The following is an 18,404-nucleotide window of genomic DNA, read 5'->3' on the forward strand; positions in this document are numbered from 1 at the left end:
CACATCATTCCGAAATGAAACCGTTCATCACTTTGCTTTGCGCAGCCGTTTGTTTTTCATCCATATCATTTGCAAAGTCTAAAAAAAATACCGCAGGAATCTGGCAGTCGACATCAATACGCATTGATGGAAATAATGACGACTGGCCGCTTTCTTATCCATGGTATAGTTCACAGGGAGCGCTTGCGTATAGCGTGAGCAACGACGATTCATCTCTTTATGTTACCGTGAAAAGCGGTAGCTGGAGCCAGATAAGAATGCTTAATGCCGGTTTTTCTTTAAAAATAGATACTTCAGGAAAGCGAAATCCTGCAACTGCAATTCATTTTCCGGTAACACCAAAAGCACAGCCAGACACCGTTTGGCGGATTGTTCCGCCTTCAGAAGATCAGCTCGTTTTGCGTGAAGATGTGATGCTTGAAGGTTTTAAAGACTGTAATGGCATGACTTTTATTAAAGAGAAGAATAGCTGTGGAATTGAGATTGCGCTTGGGTTTGACGCCTATCACGAATTAGTTTGGGAAGCCAGGATACCGTTCAGTGCATTTTACAAAAATCATTTGGCGCCCGCTGATGCAGGTAAAAAAATAATGCTGTGCCTGGAATTGAATTCCATGAAAATGGCGCTGCATCCTGACGGAGAAATACCGCCACTTCCGCCAGGTGGTGGGGAAATGGGCGAAATGCCTCCTGGTGGCGGTCCTGATGGCGGCGGTGGTATGGGGTTTCCACCACCCGATATGAATCTGCGTGCTCAGTTTCCGATTAAAATCTGGCAACCAATTACACTGGCTTTTAAAGAATGATCCTTTCGTTCATTTGGTTAATAAGCAGGCGGAGCAATATTTTGCTCCGTTTTTTTATAGTGTATCTTTAGTAGATGGATGAAGCAATGAAACAACACTGGGAAAAAGTGTATGCAACCAAGACGCCTGAAGAAGTAAGCTGGACGCAGGCTAAGCCGGAAACTTCACTTCGTTTTATACACAGCTTTAATGTGCAGAAGGATGCTGCGATTATAGATATTGGCGGTGGTGACAGTAAGCTGGTAGATTTTTTGCTAGAAGAGGGATATAGTAATATTACTGTACTGGATATTTCGGAACAAGCTGTAATCCGTGCCCAGAAAAGGTTAGGGGAGCATGCTGGTAAGGTGAAATGGATCGTGAGTGATATCGTTGATTTCGTTCCCGACACTACTTATGATATATGGCATGATAGGGCTGCATTTCATTTTATGAATACGGATGAGATGGTGGCGCGTTATATACAGAATATGAAACAAGCAGTGAAAAATGGTTATGCTGTTATTGGTACATTTTCCGAACAAGGACCTAAGAAGTGCAGTGGGATAGAGATACGGCAATACAATCAGCAGCGTTTGTCTACAATTTTACAACCAGAATTTAGCAATATAGCGTGCGTTATTGAAGACCATACAACACCATTTCAAACACAACAAAATTTCCTTTTTTGCAGTTTTAAAAGGGGGTGATACCCCTGAAAACCCCGTTTTTAGGCACTTTTTATCCACAGAATGTATTTTTATTGTGAATTATTGCACGAAAAACTTGACAGTTTGAAAAAATGAATTAATTTTTGTCTCGAAATCATTTTTAATTAAAACAAAACATTAAAAATTATGAATAAGGCAGAACTGGTAGAACAGATTTCCAAAGATGCTGGTATTACTAAAGCACAAGCTAACGACGCTCTGGATGCTTTCACTGACGCGGTAATGGGTACCTTGAAAAAAGGTGACAAAGTTACGCTGGTAGGTTTCGGTACTTTCTCTGTAACTCAAAGAGCAGCTCGTAACGGTCGTAACCCACAGACTGGCGAAGTGATCAAAATCAAGGCTTCAAAAAGCCCTAAATTCAAAGCAGGTAAAGACTTCGCTGAGAAAATCGCTGGTGCGAAAAAAGCTAAAAAATAGTAGCACACTATAAGAGATGGAAAAAGCAAGGCTGATGGCCTTGCTTTTTTTATGTACGATAATTAAAAGTCAAAATTCAAAATTCAAAAATCAAAACCAGTATAACCGCGAGCAGTGACTTTTTTGTCGTGTGTAGAAATGAAACGTCTGATGTTTCATTTCTTTGAGTTGAGGGATTTGTTTTCCAGGTCGTTTCATTCTTCTTCGCTACGACGCAATTAACGCCTCTGCTACTCGCGTTTGTCTCGCTGAGTTCTGATGGCATAGGACCTAAAACAATACTTTCCGTTGAGCGGTATTAAAAACAGGTGGCGGGGATTATTGACGTTTGACTTTTCACGTTTGACCATTCACCACGTTCAAAATCAGCCATCAGGAAATCAGCCCTCCGCGATTTTGTCAAATCAGTATCTTTAATTTATGAAACACGTATCTATACTGGTTCCGCACGGACATACGAGTTTATCCAACATTGAAGGAACACACCAGATTCTTTCCGAGGTAAATAAACAAATGGCAGCGATGGATCGTTCGCCGCTATTCCAGATACAGCTCGTGGGGCTTGAAAAGGCTACAACGCAGACCAATGGCTTGTTTACCGTTAATCCAGACGTGCTTGTCGGAGCTGTTGCGAAAACAGATCTCATCATCATTCCCGCGATTCACGGCAATCCGCAGGTGGCAGTTGAAAACAACAAAGCATTTCTTCCGTGGATTGTAAGCCAATACCGTGGCGGAGCAGAAGTGGCCAGCTTTTGTATCGGTGCATTTTTTCTTGCAGCTACCGGATTGTTGCACGGTAAACAATGCGCCACGCATTGGGTTGCAGCGAATGAATTTCGTCAGATGTTTCCGGAAGTGAATCTCGTGGATCATAAAATCATGACCGAAGAAGACGGGATTTATACCAGCGGTGGTGCGTATTCTTACCTTAATTTACTCATCTATCTTATAGAGAAATTTGCAGGCCGTGATGTGGCCATTCTTATTTCCAAGGCTTTTATGATTGATATCGACCGGCTGAGTCAGTCGCCGTTTATCATTTTCCAGGGGCAGAAAGAACATGAAGATGAACAAATCAAAAAAGCGCAGGATTTTATCGAACATAATTTTCAGGAGCGCATTACGGTAGATCAGCTGGCAGATATGCTGGCATTGGGTCGCAGAAGTCTGGAGCGCCGTTTCAAAAAAGCAACCAGTAATACGGTGAGTGAATATATTCAACGTGTAAAAGTAGAAGCCGCGAAAAAAAATCTGGAAAGCGGCCGCAAGAATATTAATGAAGTGATGTACGAAGTTGGCTATTCTGATGTAAAAGCATTTCGTACCGTCTTCCGCAAAACAACAGGCCTTTCACCATTAGAGTACCGGAATAAATACAATAAGATGTCTGCTGTCTGATCGCCGATTTTCTGATTTTACGAAGTGTTTTGGTTTGTTTTCTATTTCCATCAGGAAATCAGAAATCGAAAAAGACAGCGATTATCTGCATTGTGCTGCTTCTGCAATTGGATTGGCACCATTAGAATCAAGATACGTGTACCCTGCCAGAACCGTGTCTGCAACGCCAGAAACAGATATACTTATCGTGCCGCCTTTCTGCACGGGAATTAATAATTGCCAGGGAGAAGTAGGATTGTTGACCGTCACAGATCCACTTGCGCCGTAATAAGTAACGGAGTTTATTTTGCTATTGTTTCCCAACGCCTTTGCTGTGTAAATAATATTGCCACCTGCCGGGGCGGTTTGCGTATTGGCAGTGGCCGTGCAACCATTGTTGTCATCATTCTTATGGCAGGCCACAATCAATCCGCATAAACAAAACATCGCGATAACCCTTAGTGAGGAAGATTTCATGAAAGGTGTTTTTGGATTCTTTAAGATACGTAAAATCGCTGATGTCCGATTTTAGGATCGCTGATTTATGATGAGTTATCAGTTGTGTTCCTGATCGCTCCTTCGTCGGGATGGCAAATACAGCAAACACATTTCAAATTCATGGACTTTACACATTTTCCTGCCGACTGATTTAACCATTTAACTCTTTAATCGAATGCCTGAGTAAGCATAGTGATGTCCAGCTTCTTCATTTTAAACATAGCTTCCATAACACGTTTGGTCTTCTCCGTGTCTTTGTCTCTCAGCATTTCACCTAACACATTTGGAACGATTTGCCAGGATACGCCGTATTTATCAGTAATCCAGCCGCAGTTTTGTTCTTGTCCATTGTTTGATAAAAATCGGTCCCAATAAAAATCGATCTCTTCTTGTGTATCACAATGCACAAACATAGAGATCGCAGGATTGAAAGAAAATTGTGGACCACCGTTGAGTGCAATAAATTCTTGTCCTTCCAGTTCAAATGTGACAGATAACACGGAGCCGGGCTCTCCAGGACCCATTTCGTTGTAATACATGATATTGGTCATTTTCGAATTGCTGAAAATCGACGTGTAGAAATTCATCGCTTCTTCGGCCTGGCCATTAAACCAGAAGCATGGTGTTATTTTTTGCATTGGATAGAAATTTTAAAATTAAAACGCTGAAAGCTCGTTCGTGTTAAAGCTATTGAGCAAACACATTTTTCCTATTCTCCCACATTTAATCAGATTGTCCACATTTCATGGTCGCATTAAAAAATGAGCTTTTTAGCAAAGCAACATTGAGCTATTCAACAAACCTGTCATACCTAAAAGCTACGGAATTTTGGGGTACTAAAACGAAAACACAATGACAAAAGTTTGGTTTATCACCGGAAGTTCACGCGGGCTCGGTCGTAGTCTGACAGAAGCTGTACTGGCTCATGGCGACAAAGTTGCAGCTACTGCCCGTAACCCACAGCAACTCAATGACCTGACAGAAAAATATCCTGAACAAATATTACCACTGCCGCTTGATGTGACCCAGAATGATCAAATTAAGAACGCGGTTGAAAAAGCAATCGATCATTTCGGTCGAATAGATGTGCTGGTTAATAATGCAGGATTTGGCATTACAGGCGCAACAGAAGCGTTTACAGAAGAACAGGTACGTAGTCAGCTTGAAACAAATTTGTATGGCCCAATCGCTGTTACAAGAGCCGTATTGCCACATATGCGCAAACAAGGGTCGGGACGCATCCTGCAAATAAGTTCCGTTGGCGGTCGTATCGCAAATGCAGGTATCTCCATCTATCACGCTGCGAAATTCGGTTTGAGTGGTTTTGCTGAATCTCTGGCGAAAGAAATGGCGCCATTGGGCATTCTGGTAACGGCTGTAGAGCCAGGAGGCTTCCGTACGGATTGGGCCGGAGCTTCTATGACCTATGCCGAAAAAGTTCCGGGTTATGAACAAATAGATGCCATCGCGGAATATCTGCGCAGTGGTTTTGTTCCAATGGGAGATCCGGTTAAAGCTGCAAAAGTGCTGATTGAACTTACAGACAATCCTGAACCGCCAATACATCTGATATTGGGTAGTGAGGCGGTTGCCCTGCTGAAACAAAATATGGAAGCGCGTAAAGCTGAACTGGAAAAATGGGAAGCGCTGAGTGAGACTACCAATCATGATGATGCTGGTGATTTTATGAAAACAGCGTTTGCTCAAATGATTGCTGAATAGCAGTTAAATTGCTGAAATGGTAAATGGTTAAATGGGTCGGCGATATAACGAAGCGACTGATTTAACCTTTTACCTAATTAACATTTTAACCAAACCATTTAACGAGTTAACTTTAGAGAAATGGAGAACAGGCAAGACCAACAGATCACGTATTCCTGCTATTATGCGAAGAGCAGAGAAGGGGAGCAGTTTGCACCGGAGCATGTGTTTAACTATCAAATTTCGGGCACGCTGACTGTGAATGATGGCGAACGTGATTATGTGACGAATGCTGGTGACTTCCGTTTTATCAAAAGAAATTCGCTGCTTAAGTTTAATAAGGTGCCGCCGGAAAATGGTGAGTTTAAATCAATCTCTATTTTTTTGACGCAGGAAATGTTGCGTGATTTCAGCATGGAACATCATATTGTTTCAGATGGAGATGCTGATCACACGGCTGTACATCAATTGCCCGCTCATCCGTTGTACCAGAGCTTCATTCAATCGCTGGCTCCTTATGAATTTTTAACCAGACAAGGCAATGAAGAACTATTCCGACTGAAATTGAAAGAGGTAGTCATGCTGTTGCTAAAGGTGAATCCTGAATTGAAAAATGTGTTGTTTGATTTTGCGGAGCCGGGTAAAATTGATCTGGAAGAATTCATGAATAAGAACTACCATTTCAATGTAGAGATGAAGCGCTTTGCGCATTTGACAGGCCGCAGTCTCGCTACATTCAAACGTGATTTCGAAAAAATATTTCATTTATCGCCGAGTAGATGGCTGCAGCAGAAACGTTTGCAGGAAGCTTATTTTCTGATCAAAGAAAAAGGCCGCGCACCTTCGGATGTTTATCTTGATTTAGGGTTTGAAGATTTATCGCATTTCTCATTTGCATTTAAGAAGAAGTATGGTGTGGCGCCTTCGTTTGTGAAGGCCTAAAGCTGAAAGCTTAATGCTTAATACTGCTTTTGTTGTCGGATACTCGCGATGTTGAGCGCTCGCGTTTGTCACATCGACGATAGGAGATGTCCCGCGTAATAAGTGTTCTGAAAGATCGTTCGTGTCTACAAAATTCCACCCGATTCCTCAACCGGTAATTTAGTTTGAATGAAAACGTCCCGCTAGAAAGCAGGACGTTTGTCTTTGCGTTAGCCGCATTTATTACTCAGAGGTATTTTTTGTGGTGTGTGCTTCGCTCCGCATGATAAGTGCGAGCAGGCCTTCTCTAGCTCCTCCAAAGGAGGTGAACTCCCAACGCGAGCATTGACCACTCGCCATTCACATTTCACCTTTGACTTTTGACGTTTCACGAGATTTGCCATTCACCATTGACTACGCCGGCGACAGCCTTCTCGCTCTCAAATAAACTGAAGTACGATTGAGATATGGAAACAGGATAATCAATATCATCGTAGCCAGCATTAGAAAGGTCATTGCCTCGTAATAATCCATTGCATAACGGATGCGTGTTTGACTATTAACCGCGCCTACTAACAGTTTTTGGGCCATTTTTACTGAAGGTGTTTTAGAAATACCCAGTGCATGCATTTTATGCGCATTAACCGCAATCGCTTTTTTCGCGGACAGATCTACATTAGTGAGCTTCTCGCGGAATACATTAAAGTGATAACCCCGTTCATAGAGTTCAAAATAGTTCATCACTGCAATGCTTACAATAAAACCAAAATAACGGATTGCCAAACCCGCTGCTGCGGCGGAAGGCGCCATATGTACCGGCACTGATGAAATAATGTAAATAATCGTCGGTACCATGATCATTCCTACACCCATGCCTTGCATGAACAGCGGAATAAAAAACGTGTCGGGATTGGCTTCTGTGTCAAACAGAAAAAACATAATCGCATGAAACAGCATCAGGAATAGAAATCCCGGCAGCCAGCTGTAGCGTATTGGTTTTTGCTGCAGCGTCAGACAACAGGAGATAATCACGCCAGTGACTAATCCCGCGATGTTGAGCAGATTCATGTAGGAAACATGCTGTGGGTCGAATTTCAATACCTCAGCGAAGAATGAATTGGTAATGCCCGATGCAAAACGGCAGAGGTACATAATAAACAACAACAGAATGCCCGCTTTAAAATTCCGGAATTGAAAGATCTTCAAATCGAGATAGGCACGTTTCATGCTGCGCTGACGCAATGCAAAAAACAATGCCAGTAAGACGATTGTAACTACGCTGTTACGAATGCGCGCATCTTCCAACCAGTAATACTCTTGCCCGAAAATCAAGATATAACCCAGCAAACAAAGTCCGACGCTATACATTACAAAGCTTTGCCAGTCTAGTTTGTAGAGCGGAAATCGAATATTCAGCCGGATGTTGTTCATCGAAATAAGAATCAATACAAGGCCTGGGATATAAGAAAACACTGCGCACTTGTATACAATATTAAAATTAAAGGCGTCGATGAGGTCGGCAGTTACAAAGTTGTTGAATGGCATCGTACAAAGCAGCATGCCAAAGAATACCGAGTAAGCGATCTCACGTGAACGTTCTTTTTTTAACCTTGCAAACATCAACGACAGCGAAAGATTTACGGTGCTGGCAAACAGCATGCCTTGCAGAAAGCGTACAGGGAACAGGATATACAGACTTTGCGTTTCATAACAGATAAAAGCGGTGAGCATCTGCAAAAAAGTAAACACAATAAAATATTCCTTCGCAGCGAGGTATGAAAAGAATCTTCTTTCTAAACAATAGAAACCGACATAACCAGCGTAAAACAAGGCTACTGCAAATTGTATATCAGCCGGTTCGCTGCCATAATAGCCTGCTGCAGCGTTTATATTGGATAATGGCAAAAAGAAAAGTACTAAGCTGGGCAAGAACACCGAGAACAAAATGATCTTCGCAAGCCAGCGTGGCACCCAGTCTTTGAATACCGGAAATGAACTACCCATGTTGCTGTTGTTTCGGAACGTACACGTTTACATTCATACCTGCTTTCAGCAGATCAATCTCCTGGCGTCCGCCATCCACGCGGATTCGAACGGGTACACGCTGTACAATTTTTACATAGTTACCAGTTGCGTTGTCTGGAGGCAGTAATGAAAAGCTGGAGCCAGTTGCAGGAGAAAGAGAAATAATCGTACCGTTGAAAGTTTTATGAGGATAGGCATCTGCCGTGAAATTCACCTTATCGCCGATGCGCATGTTTTCAATCTGTGTCTCCTTATAATTTGCAACTACCCATTTGTCTGTTTCGTTATTCACGATAAAAGCCAACGTCTGTCCTGCGTCTATCATTTGTCCTACTTCAATGGTACGTCTGCCCATGCGGCCGTCGTAAGATGCTGTTATTACCGTATAACTTACATCTAGTTTATGCCGTTCCAGTAAGGCTTTCAGTCGTACGATCTCCGCTTTTATCACCTCTTTTTCTGCGTTTACATCGCTTATTTTAGAAAGTGCGGCATCATAATTTGCATTAGCAGAAGCATAGTCACTGTTGTTGACATCAAGCGTTGCCTGCATGTTTTCCAACTGTTGCTTCGTGGCAGATTCTTCGTTGTACAACTGGTTATAGCGGTCATAATCCAGCTTTTGTTTCCAGACCTTTGCTTTGTTTGCGGCGATTTGTGCATCGGCACTGCGCGCAGTCTGATGAAGTGTGTGCGTGTTGCTTTCCAACACTTCCAGCTGCGCGATATTCTTTGCAATCGCTGCTTCAGTTTGTTGCTGTTGAATCACATATTCGCGGTTGTCGATGAGCAACAACGTGTCACCTTTTTTTACCTGCTGGTTTTCCTCAAATTTTACGGCAACGATAAAACCGCCTGCACGCGAAATCACAGGGTTGATATATTCCTCCACCTGCGCATCGTTGGTTTGTTCATAACGGTAATAACCCCAGAGAGAATCAATGCCCCAAACGGCAAGCGCAACTACCAGAATTACGGCAATCCAGCCGGTGATTCTTGTAATGATCCGGTCGGTAACGGTATATTTCTTTTTCATTAGAGTGTGCCTGTTATGTTTTGTAATAAGTAATATTTTGTTTGCGCAGAAATCTTTGCAGCCGCTAATTCAAACCGTGTTTGCAGCAGCTGTACATCTGCATCCAGCAGATCGGTGATGAGTGATGTTTGCGAGAAATAAGTGTTCTTGATGATGCGCGCATTTTCCTCCGCATGATTGATGTTTACTTTCGCCACATCAATCTGCACAAGCGCTTCCTGATAACGGAGATAAGCTTCTTTCACCTGTTGGCGTACTTTATCTTCCGTGTCCTTATGTTTTGTTTCTTCTGTTGCAAGCTCTATCTGCGCGGCTTTCAGCTTGTGTACGTTATGATAGAGTGAAGAAATCGGGAACGATGCTTTTACACCTGCAACGCCCAATGAATACCAATACGGATTGTAAGGATAGAGGAAAATCTGTGGATTGGCATAATAGAAATCGCCGTACATACCCACTTTCGGACGCACATTGGCGCGTATTTGCCGTACATGAATCGCGCTCAGTTCTGTTTGCTGTTTCGAGATCTGATAGTTGAAAGCATGCTGCATTGCTTGTGTGAGACAGTTTTCATAAGGTTGCAATGTTTCTGATTCAATCAGGCTGTCTACAGGAAGAATGATGCGTTCGTCTGGTTCTCCGATAATGATATTCAGCTTTTGCTGCGCAATGAGAATATCATTTTCGATGGTCACCAGCGTCATTTTCCGGCGCGATAAATCCAGTTCTACACGAAGGACATCGCTTTTGAGTACGACACCGTTTTTGTGAAACGATTTGATTTCTATCAGTTGTTTTTCCTGATCTGCAATGTCTTTGAGCATCAGATCCCGGAATACGAGCGACTTTTGCAAAGTCAGATACAAAGCAGCTGATTGATAACGGATGTCGGATGTTGTTTGTTCCTGACGGATACGCGCGATATCAGCGAGCGTTTTGTCCGCTTCAATTTTTAGGTTGAGTTTGTTGCCGTTGTAAATGTTCAGATACATGTCAGTGCCCATGCGGTAAAGCGTGTGAATCACTTCGTGCTGTGTTGGCGCTGAAAACAGCCCATTCTCATAAATAGGAATGTTGGAAGCTTTTTCCGCACTGCCGTAAACACCCAGTTCCGGAAGCCGTTCATTGTGGTCATCTTTTACTTCTTCATCGCGCATATTTACAGTTTGTTTGCGGATGTCTATTTCGCGGCTGTGTGTTTCTGCTTTTTCCCAAATGCCTGATAACGAAATTCGAAGCGTGTCTTTTTGAGGGGAAACCTGCGCCTGGACGGCGATACTTACTGCTAAAAATAAGCCTGTTAGAAAAGGCTTTTTCATAAATATTAATTTGACGCCGCAAAGTTATTTCGACTTTGAGTGATCTATTATTTGTAAATCGTCAATTATTTATTAATTCCAGCCATGTCGCTTAAAGCTCAAAGCAGAAAGTTTAAAGCCTGGGTTTATTAAAATTCGCTTGGCGTCTTGGCTTCTTATGTAGCTTTGCGGGAAATAAAAAGTCAAAAATCCACCATCCATGGGACTTATAGCTTTACTGCCAGACATCGACAAGCAACCGCAATCTGTATTTGTAATGCATGAGAAATCTGAAAAATTGATTCCGCTGCATCATCATACCAAAGGGCAGTTGAGTTACGTAGAAGGCGGAATAGCGTATATCACCATCGATTATAAAACCTACGTCGTGCCTGCGCGTCATTTTTTTTGGATCCCTAAAGGAATACCGCATATTCTGCGGGTGGGATACAATGCTACTGTTTTACGCTCACTTTATTTTTACACCGAGGGCGACGATAAGCATCCGTTTTATAATCAGCTGGGAATTTATCCTGCCAGTGAATTGCTGATACAGATGATCAATTTTACCGAACGATGGGACGAACGGCATGTCACAAGTAAAGATGAAAACTTTGAATTCCTGGTTGCGCTGAAACAATTGCTGCCACAGCTTAATACCGATGCGCTGCCGATCATGCTGCCGATTACCGATGATGAGCGTATGCAAAAGATTATCCGTTTTTTGGAGAAACATTTTGGTGATCCGATTACACTGCAGTCACTCGGCCGGCAGTTTAATATCAGTGAGCGGTCGCTCTCGCGTTTGTTTCAATCCACGCTGCACATATCGTTTTTGCAATACCTGAAAACACTTCGCATGATCAAAGCGATTGAACTTATTGTGAAGACCAATCTTCCGATAAGCGATGTAGCCTTTAGGGTTGGTTATGATACTATTGGCTCGTTTAGTAATACTTTTTACACATTTACTGGTTCCCGCCCTACAAGTCTTAGGCAGCCCTAGCCCCTCAACGGGATTTTGCGTCAGTGATTTTATTAATCACTTCGGGTGGGTGTTGGCCCGATCTTTTTGTGGTCGCTATTATGAAACCGGCACAAAACATCAACATCAACCAGTGGTACGATCATGCGGTTACGCTGGTGTTGACATATGGACCTCGTATTCTTCTGGGCATTATCATATTCATTATTGGGGAATGGCTCATCCGCTTTTTAAAGAAAAGAGTTGGGCGCCGAATGGACAGTAGAAATTTCCATTCGTCATTGCGACCGTTTTTTCAAAGCCTGATTTTTACCTCATTGCAGGTTTTGCTATTACTGGTGATCATGCAGATCATCGGCATTCAGCTTACCGTTTTTACGGCGTTGATTGCAGCGTTTGGTGCCGCAGCAGGTTTTGCGCTTTCGGGCACGCTGCAGAATTTTGCCAGCGGCGTACTTATTCTTTTATTAAAGCCATTTGAGATTGATGATAATATTATAGCACAGGGGCAGGAGGGGACAGTTACAGATATCCGGCTATTCTACAGCGTAATCAAAACTTATGACAATAGATTGGTTGTGGTGCCCAACAGTAAACTTTCTAACGAAATCATTGTAAACATTACACGCGAAGGAAAACGCCGGCTTGATGTGCCACTTGATTTCGATCTGAATTTTGATTTTACCTCCGTGAAAAAAATGATTGAACAAACCGTTGCAGAGAGTAAAGATTTGTTTAAAGAAGCACCGGATATGCGTATTGGTGTTTCCGCGGTAGCGAAAGATAAATTTACGGTGACCACAAATGTGTGGATCAATGCCCACGGTTTTGAGGACACAAGATTGGCCTTTCAGGAGCGACTGTTAAAAGCATTGCAATGCTATCTTTCTGATACTGCAGCTAAAAAAGATTAGGACTGTTAAAGAACTCGCGCTGGTATGGTTTTTCACCTATTGTAGTAAAATCATTTAACTATGAGAAGGACTAACCAAAACCGGGAAATAAAGAATGTGCGGCATAATGCGCACGCGTCGCAATCGGGTGGAAGAAGGCCCGAAAATAAAGACAACCTGGACAGTCGTGCTAATGAAGAGCAAGACGATAAAGGCGGCGATACTACCCATAATGTTAAGGAAACAAGAAAGACAAAATAGCAATAGACCAATTATTGTACCAGGTTGATTAATTGAAGAGCCGCTCTAGAGCGGCTCTTTGTTACTTATTCGTCAAGAAGAAAAATCGTGGGTAAAAAATAAAGCGGCAAACATTGCTCTTCAATTAGGGATGTTGAGTTCGATTACCGCTTTCGTTTCAAGGATAAAATTTTATCCTAGTTTGCTTTCGTTCAAAATTCAGGGTATGTGCTTTAAATAAATAGTATGTTTCGTTTCAAAAGGTCCTGAATAAAAAAATCTATATACGTGGGGTTGGGTTTGTGGTTGCAAAGATCTATCATCTAATAGATTATGCAAAAGTATTTTAACGGTAATTTAATACGTGAAAAGTACGGGTTGACTTTTTAATGCTTATGACAGTAGCCTCCTCTAACTCCGCCAAAGGAGCAGAACGCCCAACGTAAATTACTATTCCATCATCTGTCACCCAGAGCGGAGTCGAAGGGCGGCACCTCAGGTCGTCGATCAAAGCAACGTTCCATAGTTCGACTTCACTCACCATGACAACGCGCAAGTAAATCAGCCATCACCCATCAGCGATTTTACACTTTTCAGCGCGCTCACGTATTTATCAAGATAGAATTGCTTCGATGCGCTTTTGTATTGCATGACGAAGCGCGGATGCTCCAGTGGAATTAACTTCTTAAAGAAGCCATGTTCTTTATTCAGCTTGCTGAGAATTTTTTCATTCTTGCCCGTGCCCAGACAAAAAGCGACATCTGTTTTAATGCCCAGTTCAATTTGTTTTTGAATATTTTCAATCATAAAACCGGCTACAGCCTGCTGCAGCTCGGCGTTGTCGTAATAATTGTAATTCTTTTCCCTGCCATTGGCCTCTACAGAGGTAAAGCCGAGCGGACAGGGAGAGTTGATATAATAATCGCTATAAAACGCTTCCAATCCACCGTAGGCATGAATCATTTCGTAGATGAAAACGGACGAAGGTTCATGCGTTAGTTTGCCTTCATAGGGAATATGACATTCACTCTGCAGTCTTTTGGGATCTGTAAATGGAATACCCGTAAGTCCGCTGCCAAAGCGACCCGGATTAATGCCGAGAATGATATGCCTTTTCTTTTTATCGTTATAGTATTTGTGATAAAACTCCCGCACGATTCGCATCGCCTGTTCTGATTCCCGGAATGGATTCATGATACGGATGCCTTTCGGCAAAGGAGCACCGTTATAAACAAGTTGTTCGTTGTAGGCAATTACTTTATCTCCAAACGTCATGGTCAGTTGGCGAGTTGTTTTTTAAATTGATTCGGACTAACACCTACTTCTTTTTTAAACAGCCGGGAAAAATAAGGCAGGTTCTCAAATCCAAGTGTGTAAGCGACTTCAGATACGTTGTTACGATCTTGTTTCAGCAAGTTTTTTGCTTCATTGATCAGGTAAACATGAATCAACTCGATAGCAGTTTTTCCTGTTTCCTGTTTTAGCATATCACTAAGGTAGCGCGATGAAAAATGCAGTTCGGATGCAATCGCATTTACGGTGGGCAATCCTTTTGTCTGCAAATAATCTTTTTTAAAATAATCGGCCAACACTTTCTGGAACTTAGAAACGGTTTTGCCGGAAAGGTCCGTACGATTTAAAAACTGACGTTTATAAAAACGTTGTGCGTATTTCAGAATGGAATCGATATGCGTAAGCATAATATCGCGGCTGTATTCATCCTGATTGTTGTTGTATTCAGTTTCTATTTTACGAAAAAGATCCCAGACGATTTGTTCTTCTTTCGGTGAAAGATGCAGCGCTTCGTTGGCTTCGTAATCGAAGAATCCGTATTTCTTTATTTCCTCGTGCAGCGGATGTCCGTCGAGTAAATCTTCATGTATATAAATGCTGAAACCGTCTTCTTCCAGTTCCAGGTTTCTGAATTCGATGATTTGACGTGGCCTGGCAAAAATCATAGAGCCATTTTCATGATCATATTTGGTACGGCCGTAAAGGATGTTGCCCGCTTTTAATTTCTTAAAAGCGATGATGTAAAAATCTGCGGTGAACTCGTAGTTTCCGAGCGGACAATTTTCACGGTATTGGCACATCACCAGACTTAGTAATGGATTTTCCAGAGGCGGATAACCATTGGCTGCATGAAACTCGCTGATAGATTTGAAATGTTTCATCGTGTGAAATTATGATAAAATCTGCGCCAGCAGGCCGGCGCAGATTTATAAGACTATGGATAAAATTTATTAGCCTCCCCCGAAGGGGGAATTCCAGCGCGCGTAAAACCAGATTACACGGGACCCCCAGCATGCCAATGACACATTTAAAATTGAGTTCCATTTCAAGGTTCTTAATTTGACTGCACAGTAGCAATGAAGCTCAATCGAGCGACCGTCTAAGCCACGGAGTGATTTGGCTTAGCCTGCCCTTTTTTGCCTACTTTTTTACTCGCGTTCATATCATCTCGGGTCGCTCATGAGGGCTTCGCCGTTTGGCATAAAAAAAGTAGGAGCATGATGGTTCGAAGCCAGATTTGGAGGACTATTGCTAAATCAAGGTGTCATTGTCTTTTGATTGTAGGCACCGAATAATTAGTCAAGGGGACCGATGCGAGTATTACTGCTACTCACAACTAACCACCACTCAGAGCGGAGGCGAAGAGCACCAATCATAAATTTGGGCTTTTGACTTTTTAATTAGTGCCCGTGTGCAGCAGCAGAAACCGTTTCCCATTCGTTCCATTCATCATGACGGCTGGCGTAAACCTGTTTTACGAAAGGATACGCCACTTTGCCGAGCAATAAACGCAATGGTGGGTTGTTGCTGTCTATCAGTTTCAGGATAGCGTCAGTTGTAGCTTCCGGTTTACCGAACGAATCCGGTGTAAGTCCGGCATGGAAATCAGCTTTGATCTGGTCATATTCCGGCATGCTTTCTGTATGGAAAGCAGAGCTTCCCGCCCAGTCTGTCGTGAACCCATTTGGTTCTACGAGCGTTACATTAATGCCGAATGGTTTTACTTCCGTAGCCAATGTTTCACTCAACCCCTCCACAGCAAATTTAGAAGCGTTGTAAAGGCCCAGTACCGGCAAAGTTACCAGTCCTAATACACTCGATAACTGAATGATATGACCATGACCTTGCGCGCGCATCACGGGAACGATCGCCTGCGTCAGCCAAAGGAGACCAAAGAAATTTGTTTCCATCTGATCACGTGCCTGTTGTTCGGAGGTTTCCTCAATACTGCCAAACAAGCCAAAACCGGCGTTGTTGATCAATACATCAATCGTTCCGAAATGTTCTTTTGCTTTTTGTACTGCTTCAAAATCAGCGGTACGGTCGTTGACATCAAGCTGCAATGGAAGAACAGCGCGGCCGTATGTAGCTACCAGATCGCTGAGTGAATTAATATCGCGGGCTGTTGCCACTACGTTATCACCTCTTTTCAAAAAGGCTTCTGCCCATATTTTCCCGAAACCGCGGGATGCTCCTGTAATAAAAATTGTTTTTGCCATTGTTTGTTTTCAATTGTAGGACAAAGCTACCGGCAACAAATGAGGGCCATTTATACAGAAGTACGAAAGAATGATACATTTTGACGGAAGGCCGATATTTGTATTCATATGAAACAGAGAAAATCATATAAACTTTCAGCCGCCGAAATCGTGCAACTTATTGCTCCGATGGGCGGTTGCGTAGCTACCGACCGGATTACCGTAGACGGAAATAGAGTAGGTTATATGTGCCGGACGGAGCCGATCAATGATCTGGATAGCGGATGGCAATTTCTTGCTGGTGACGAAAGTCAGGAATACGTCGATGTCGCAGATAATTCAGGTGTCTACGATGTCAATACAATTGCTAACTACGATCCGGAAATTATCCCGTTTCTACATTTTCCGATTGGCTCGGAATTTGAACGAGATGAGGTGTCCGGGAATCTTACTCAGATAAGATAATCGGCTTGCCAATATTTTTGTCCGTCAACAGCCAAGAGCGGTGAAAGCAGAGATGATTGGGAAAACATTGATTTGCGGCAGATTAATAAGTATTCAAATATAATCGATCCAGCGGCGGATTTTGTGGAAATCAACGAATTTATATACCGGCGGATATTGGAAAACTGAATTTGGAACGAGATATTTGCAGGAACATTGACTGAAGGGTCCCGTAGTTCAATGGATAGAATAGAAGTTTCCTAAACTTTTGATACAGGTTCGATTCCTGTCGGGACTACAAAGCTGATTTGCTGATCGCTGTTGTCTGATTTTGATTGAAGCGATATAGAAAATTGAAAAGCCTGCTCAGAGAGCAGGCTTTTTGCTATTTGAATAATTCGTCATGATTGCCTGGGAAACTATCCGGCATATTCCTGAAACTTCTTTCTGAATTCCAGGGGATTCAAAATTCTTGGAAATGCTTCTTTTGTTCCGCCACTGCCAATAATAGTGATGGTACCATAACCCAGCAGACGTGCGAATATGCTTTGATCCACGCGCACACTTTCAATCTTGCTCAAGTTCATCTCTAGTGTTTTTCTTGATAACAGGCCTGCCTTAACGACCACGCGTTTGTTTGTTATGGCAAATTCGGCTGTCTTTTTTTTGATCAGCGGGTAAATTCCCAATGTGAAAAAACTGATCAGATTAAAGAAAATGATCCAATGGTAGGATGTCTCAAATTCTACTTGTTCACCGTTGATGAGGTGATTGTTTACGTAATTGCCCATTGTTATAGAAGTTTTAGTTTTTGCTGTATCTGAAGGAGCGCATAAGGCTTATTCTTACTTAGCTTTTATGCATTTAAAGCAATGTGTTCCTTCATTTGAATCTCTTATACAAAGGTCAATTGAATACAGATTCTAAAAAGCTCCAATCAGACTGAACATTGGTCCAAAAAGACATTTTTTTGTAAAACGGTGGCTAGATTTACCCTACAGAAAAGAAGATAGAAATACCACAGTACATTTATTATCTTACTACTGACTTACTTAATAATTCTTTCGATGAAATTATCTATTTCCTTATCGTTCGTGCTGCTGTTTGCTTTGGCGGCAGGTTGCAAGAAAGATGATACAAACAGTTCTGCTCCTGCTTCTTTTACTGATGTAAAATGGCATTTATTTTCTGAGCGGGTGGTTGATACCGCTGATGGTTCTAATTCATCTTATTGGGCAAATGATTCAAATAACGTCGATGCGAATGAATACTATTTGTGGAAGCCCAACGATTCTTTTTATGTAGGACGTGTTCTTCAAGGGGTGAAAATTTTAGACTCCGGAATATGGGTAAGACGATCTGATAATTCATCTTTAATCTATATGTACGAGAACACCTATATGAATCAGGTGTTCTTTTCGCTATTTAGTGTTAGCAGCGTTACGTCAGATAAACTGGAAATCGCTGCATTCGGCTTTTTGCCCCATACTATCGAATATTACCGGTTCGTGAAGGTTAGATAACTGTATCCCGGAAAAATTTAAGTTTTCGATATC

At 42.3% G+C, this 18,404-nt stretch carries 20 protein-coding genes and 1 tRNA gene; 12 read left to right on the top strand and 9 right to left on the bottom strand.

The features are described from left to right. The first annotated feature begins 14 nt into the window (after positions 1-14). The 4 genes from DN068_RS00550 to DN068_RS00565 all read left to right on the top strand — a co-directional run bounded on the left by DN068_RS00550 (position 15) and on the right by DN068_RS00565 (position 3,337). Positions 15-806 (top strand): hypothetical protein, encoded by a 792-nt coding sequence (locus DN068_RS00550; RefSeq protein WP_110996928.1) that lies wholly within the window; start codon positions 15-17, stop codon positions 804-806. An 86-nt stretch (positions 807-892) separates the two neighbouring features. Continuing rightward, positions 893-1,495 carry a class I SAM-dependent methyltransferase gene (locus DN068_RS00555; RefSeq protein ID WP_243630015.1) on the top strand — a complete coding sequence of 201 codons (603 nt, stop codon included), beginning with the start codon at positions 893-895 and terminating at the stop codon, positions 1,493-1,495. A gap of 147 nt (positions 1,496-1,642) precedes the next feature. Beyond that, positions 1,643-1,936 carry an HU family DNA-binding protein gene (locus DN068_RS00560; RefSeq protein WP_110996930.1) on the top strand — a complete coding sequence of 98 codons (294 nt, stop codon included), beginning with the start codon at positions 1,643-1,645 and terminating at the stop codon, positions 1,934-1,936. Between the two features lie 420 nt (positions 1,937-2,356). Next, complete coding sequence (locus DN068_RS00565; protein ID WP_110996931.1) at positions 2,357-3,337, top strand: GlxA family transcriptional regulator; 981 nt, start codon at positions 2,357-2,359, stop codon at positions 3,335-3,337. Positions 3,338-3,418: 81 nt separating this feature from the next. On the opposite strand, the gene DN068_RS00570 is transcribed toward DN068_RS00565, so the two are convergent. Then, positions 3,419-3,793, bottom strand: a complete 375-nt coding sequence (locus tag DN068_RS00570; RefSeq protein ID WP_123985172.1) for a hypothetical protein — start codon at positions 3,791-3,793, stop codon at positions 3,419-3,421. A gap of 188 nt (positions 3,794-3,981) precedes the next feature. Continuing rightward, complete coding sequence (locus DN068_RS00575; RefSeq protein ID WP_110996933.1) at positions 3,982-4,452, bottom strand: VOC family protein; 471 nt, start codon at positions 4,450-4,452, stop codon at positions 3,982-3,984. A 214-nt stretch (positions 4,453-4,666) separates the two neighbouring features. On the opposite strand from DN068_RS00575, the gene DN068_RS00580 reads away from it, so the two are divergent. Both DN068_RS00580 and DN068_RS00585 read left to right on the top strand, forming a co-directional pair. Then, complete coding sequence (locus tag DN068_RS00580; protein ID WP_110996934.1) at positions 4,667-5,536, top strand: oxidoreductase; 870 nt, start codon at positions 4,667-4,669, stop codon at positions 5,534-5,536. A 120-nt stretch (positions 5,537-5,656) separates the two neighbouring features. Continuing rightward, a complete protein-coding gene (locus DN068_RS00585; RefSeq protein WP_110996935.1) occupies positions 5,657-6,457 on the top strand; it encodes a helix-turn-helix domain-containing protein in 801 nt (266 codons plus the stop codon). A 393-nt stretch (positions 6,458-6,850) separates the two neighbouring features. On the opposite strand, the gene DN068_RS00590 is transcribed toward DN068_RS00585, so the two are convergent. The 3 genes from DN068_RS00590 to DN068_RS00600 are packed head-to-tail and all read right to left on the bottom strand — an operon-like array spanning position 6,851 to position 10,816. Beyond that, positions 6,851-8,440: an MFS transporter gene (locus DN068_RS00590; protein WP_110996936.1), complete on the bottom strand. Its 1,590-nt coding sequence runs from the start codon at positions 8,438-8,440 to the stop codon at positions 6,851-6,853. Next, a complete protein-coding gene (locus DN068_RS00595; protein ID WP_110996937.1) occupies positions 8,433-9,497 on the bottom strand; it encodes an HlyD family secretion protein in 1,065 nt (354 codons plus the stop codon). Before DN068_RS00595 ends, DN068_RS00590 begins: the two co-directional genes overlap by 8 nt. Further along, positions 9,497-10,816 carry a TolC family protein gene (locus DN068_RS00600; protein ID WP_110996938.1) on the bottom strand — a complete coding sequence of 440 codons (1,320 nt, stop codon included), beginning with the start codon at positions 10,814-10,816 and terminating at the stop codon, positions 9,497-9,499. The genes DN068_RS00595 and DN068_RS00600 overlap by 1 nt, the downstream gene beginning before the upstream one ends. Before the next feature lie 199 nt (positions 10,817-11,015). On the opposite strand from DN068_RS00600, the gene DN068_RS00605 reads away from it, so the two are divergent. From DN068_RS00605 to DN068_RS00615, 3 genes are all read left to right on the top strand, one after another. Beyond that, positions 11,016-11,801, top strand: a complete 786-nt coding sequence (locus DN068_RS00605) for an AraC family transcriptional regulator (RefSeq protein WP_110996939.1) — start codon at positions 11,016-11,018, stop codon at positions 11,799-11,801. Positions 11,802-11,881: 80 nt separating this feature from the next. Next, positions 11,882-12,694, top strand: a complete 813-nt coding sequence (locus tag DN068_RS00610) for a mechanosensitive ion channel family protein (RefSeq protein WP_110996940.1) — start codon at positions 11,882-11,884, stop codon at positions 12,692-12,694. A gap of 60 nt (positions 12,695-12,754) precedes the next feature. Further along, complete coding sequence (locus DN068_RS00615) at positions 12,755-12,934, top strand: hypothetical protein (RefSeq protein WP_110996941.1); 180 nt, start codon at positions 12,755-12,757, stop codon at positions 12,932-12,934. Positions 12,935-13,474: 540 nt separating this feature from the next. Here the strand turns inward: DN068_RS00615 and DN068_RS00620 are convergent. From DN068_RS00620 to DN068_RS00630, 3 genes are all read right to left on the bottom strand, one after another. Beyond that, complete coding sequence (locus tag DN068_RS00620; RefSeq protein ID WP_110996942.1) at positions 13,475-14,188, bottom strand: SMUG2 DNA glycosylase family protein; 714 nt, start codon at positions 14,186-14,188, stop codon at positions 13,475-13,477. A 2-nt stretch (positions 14,189-14,190) separates the two neighbouring features. Continuing rightward, entirely contained in the window at positions 14,191-15,087 is an 897-nt protein-coding gene (locus tag DN068_RS00625) for a helix-turn-helix domain-containing protein (protein ID WP_110996943.1), read from the bottom strand. Between the two features lie 519 nt (positions 15,088-15,606). Continuing rightward, positions 15,607-16,425 (bottom strand): SDR family NAD(P)-dependent oxidoreductase, encoded by an 819-nt coding sequence (locus DN068_RS00630; RefSeq protein WP_110996944.1) that lies wholly within the window; start codon positions 16,423-16,425, stop codon positions 15,607-15,609. 108 nt (positions 16,426-16,533) lie between these two features. Here DN068_RS00630 and DN068_RS00635 point away from each other — a divergent pair, with 108 nt between their 5' ends. Beyond that, positions 16,534-16,869, top strand: coding sequence for a DUF2185 domain-containing protein (locus DN068_RS00635; protein WP_207798823.1), 336 nt, complete (start codon positions 16,534-16,536; stop codon positions 16,867-16,869). A gap of 205 nt (positions 16,870-17,074) precedes the next feature. Further along, positions 17,075-17,146 (top strand) — tRNA-Arg (locus DN068_RS00640). A 121-nt stretch (positions 17,147-17,267) separates the two neighbouring features. Here the strand turns inward: DN068_RS00640 and DN068_RS00645 are convergent. Further along, entirely contained in the window at positions 17,268-17,639 is a 372-nt protein-coding gene (locus DN068_RS00645) for a PH domain-containing protein (protein ID WP_110996945.1), read from the bottom strand. Positions 17,640-17,915: 276 nt separating this feature from the next. Here DN068_RS00645 and DN068_RS00650 point away from each other — a divergent pair, with 276 nt between their 5' ends. Then, complete coding sequence (locus tag DN068_RS00650; RefSeq protein WP_110996946.1) at positions 17,916-18,371, top strand: hypothetical protein; 456 nt, start codon at positions 17,916-17,918, stop codon at positions 18,369-18,371. Positions 18,372-18,404 lie beyond the last annotated feature (33 nt).

It is taken from the genome of Taibaiella soli, from assembly GCF_003236175.1.
Classification (GTDB): Bacteria; Bacteroidota; Bacteroidia; order Chitinophagales; family Chitinophagaceae; genus QKTW01.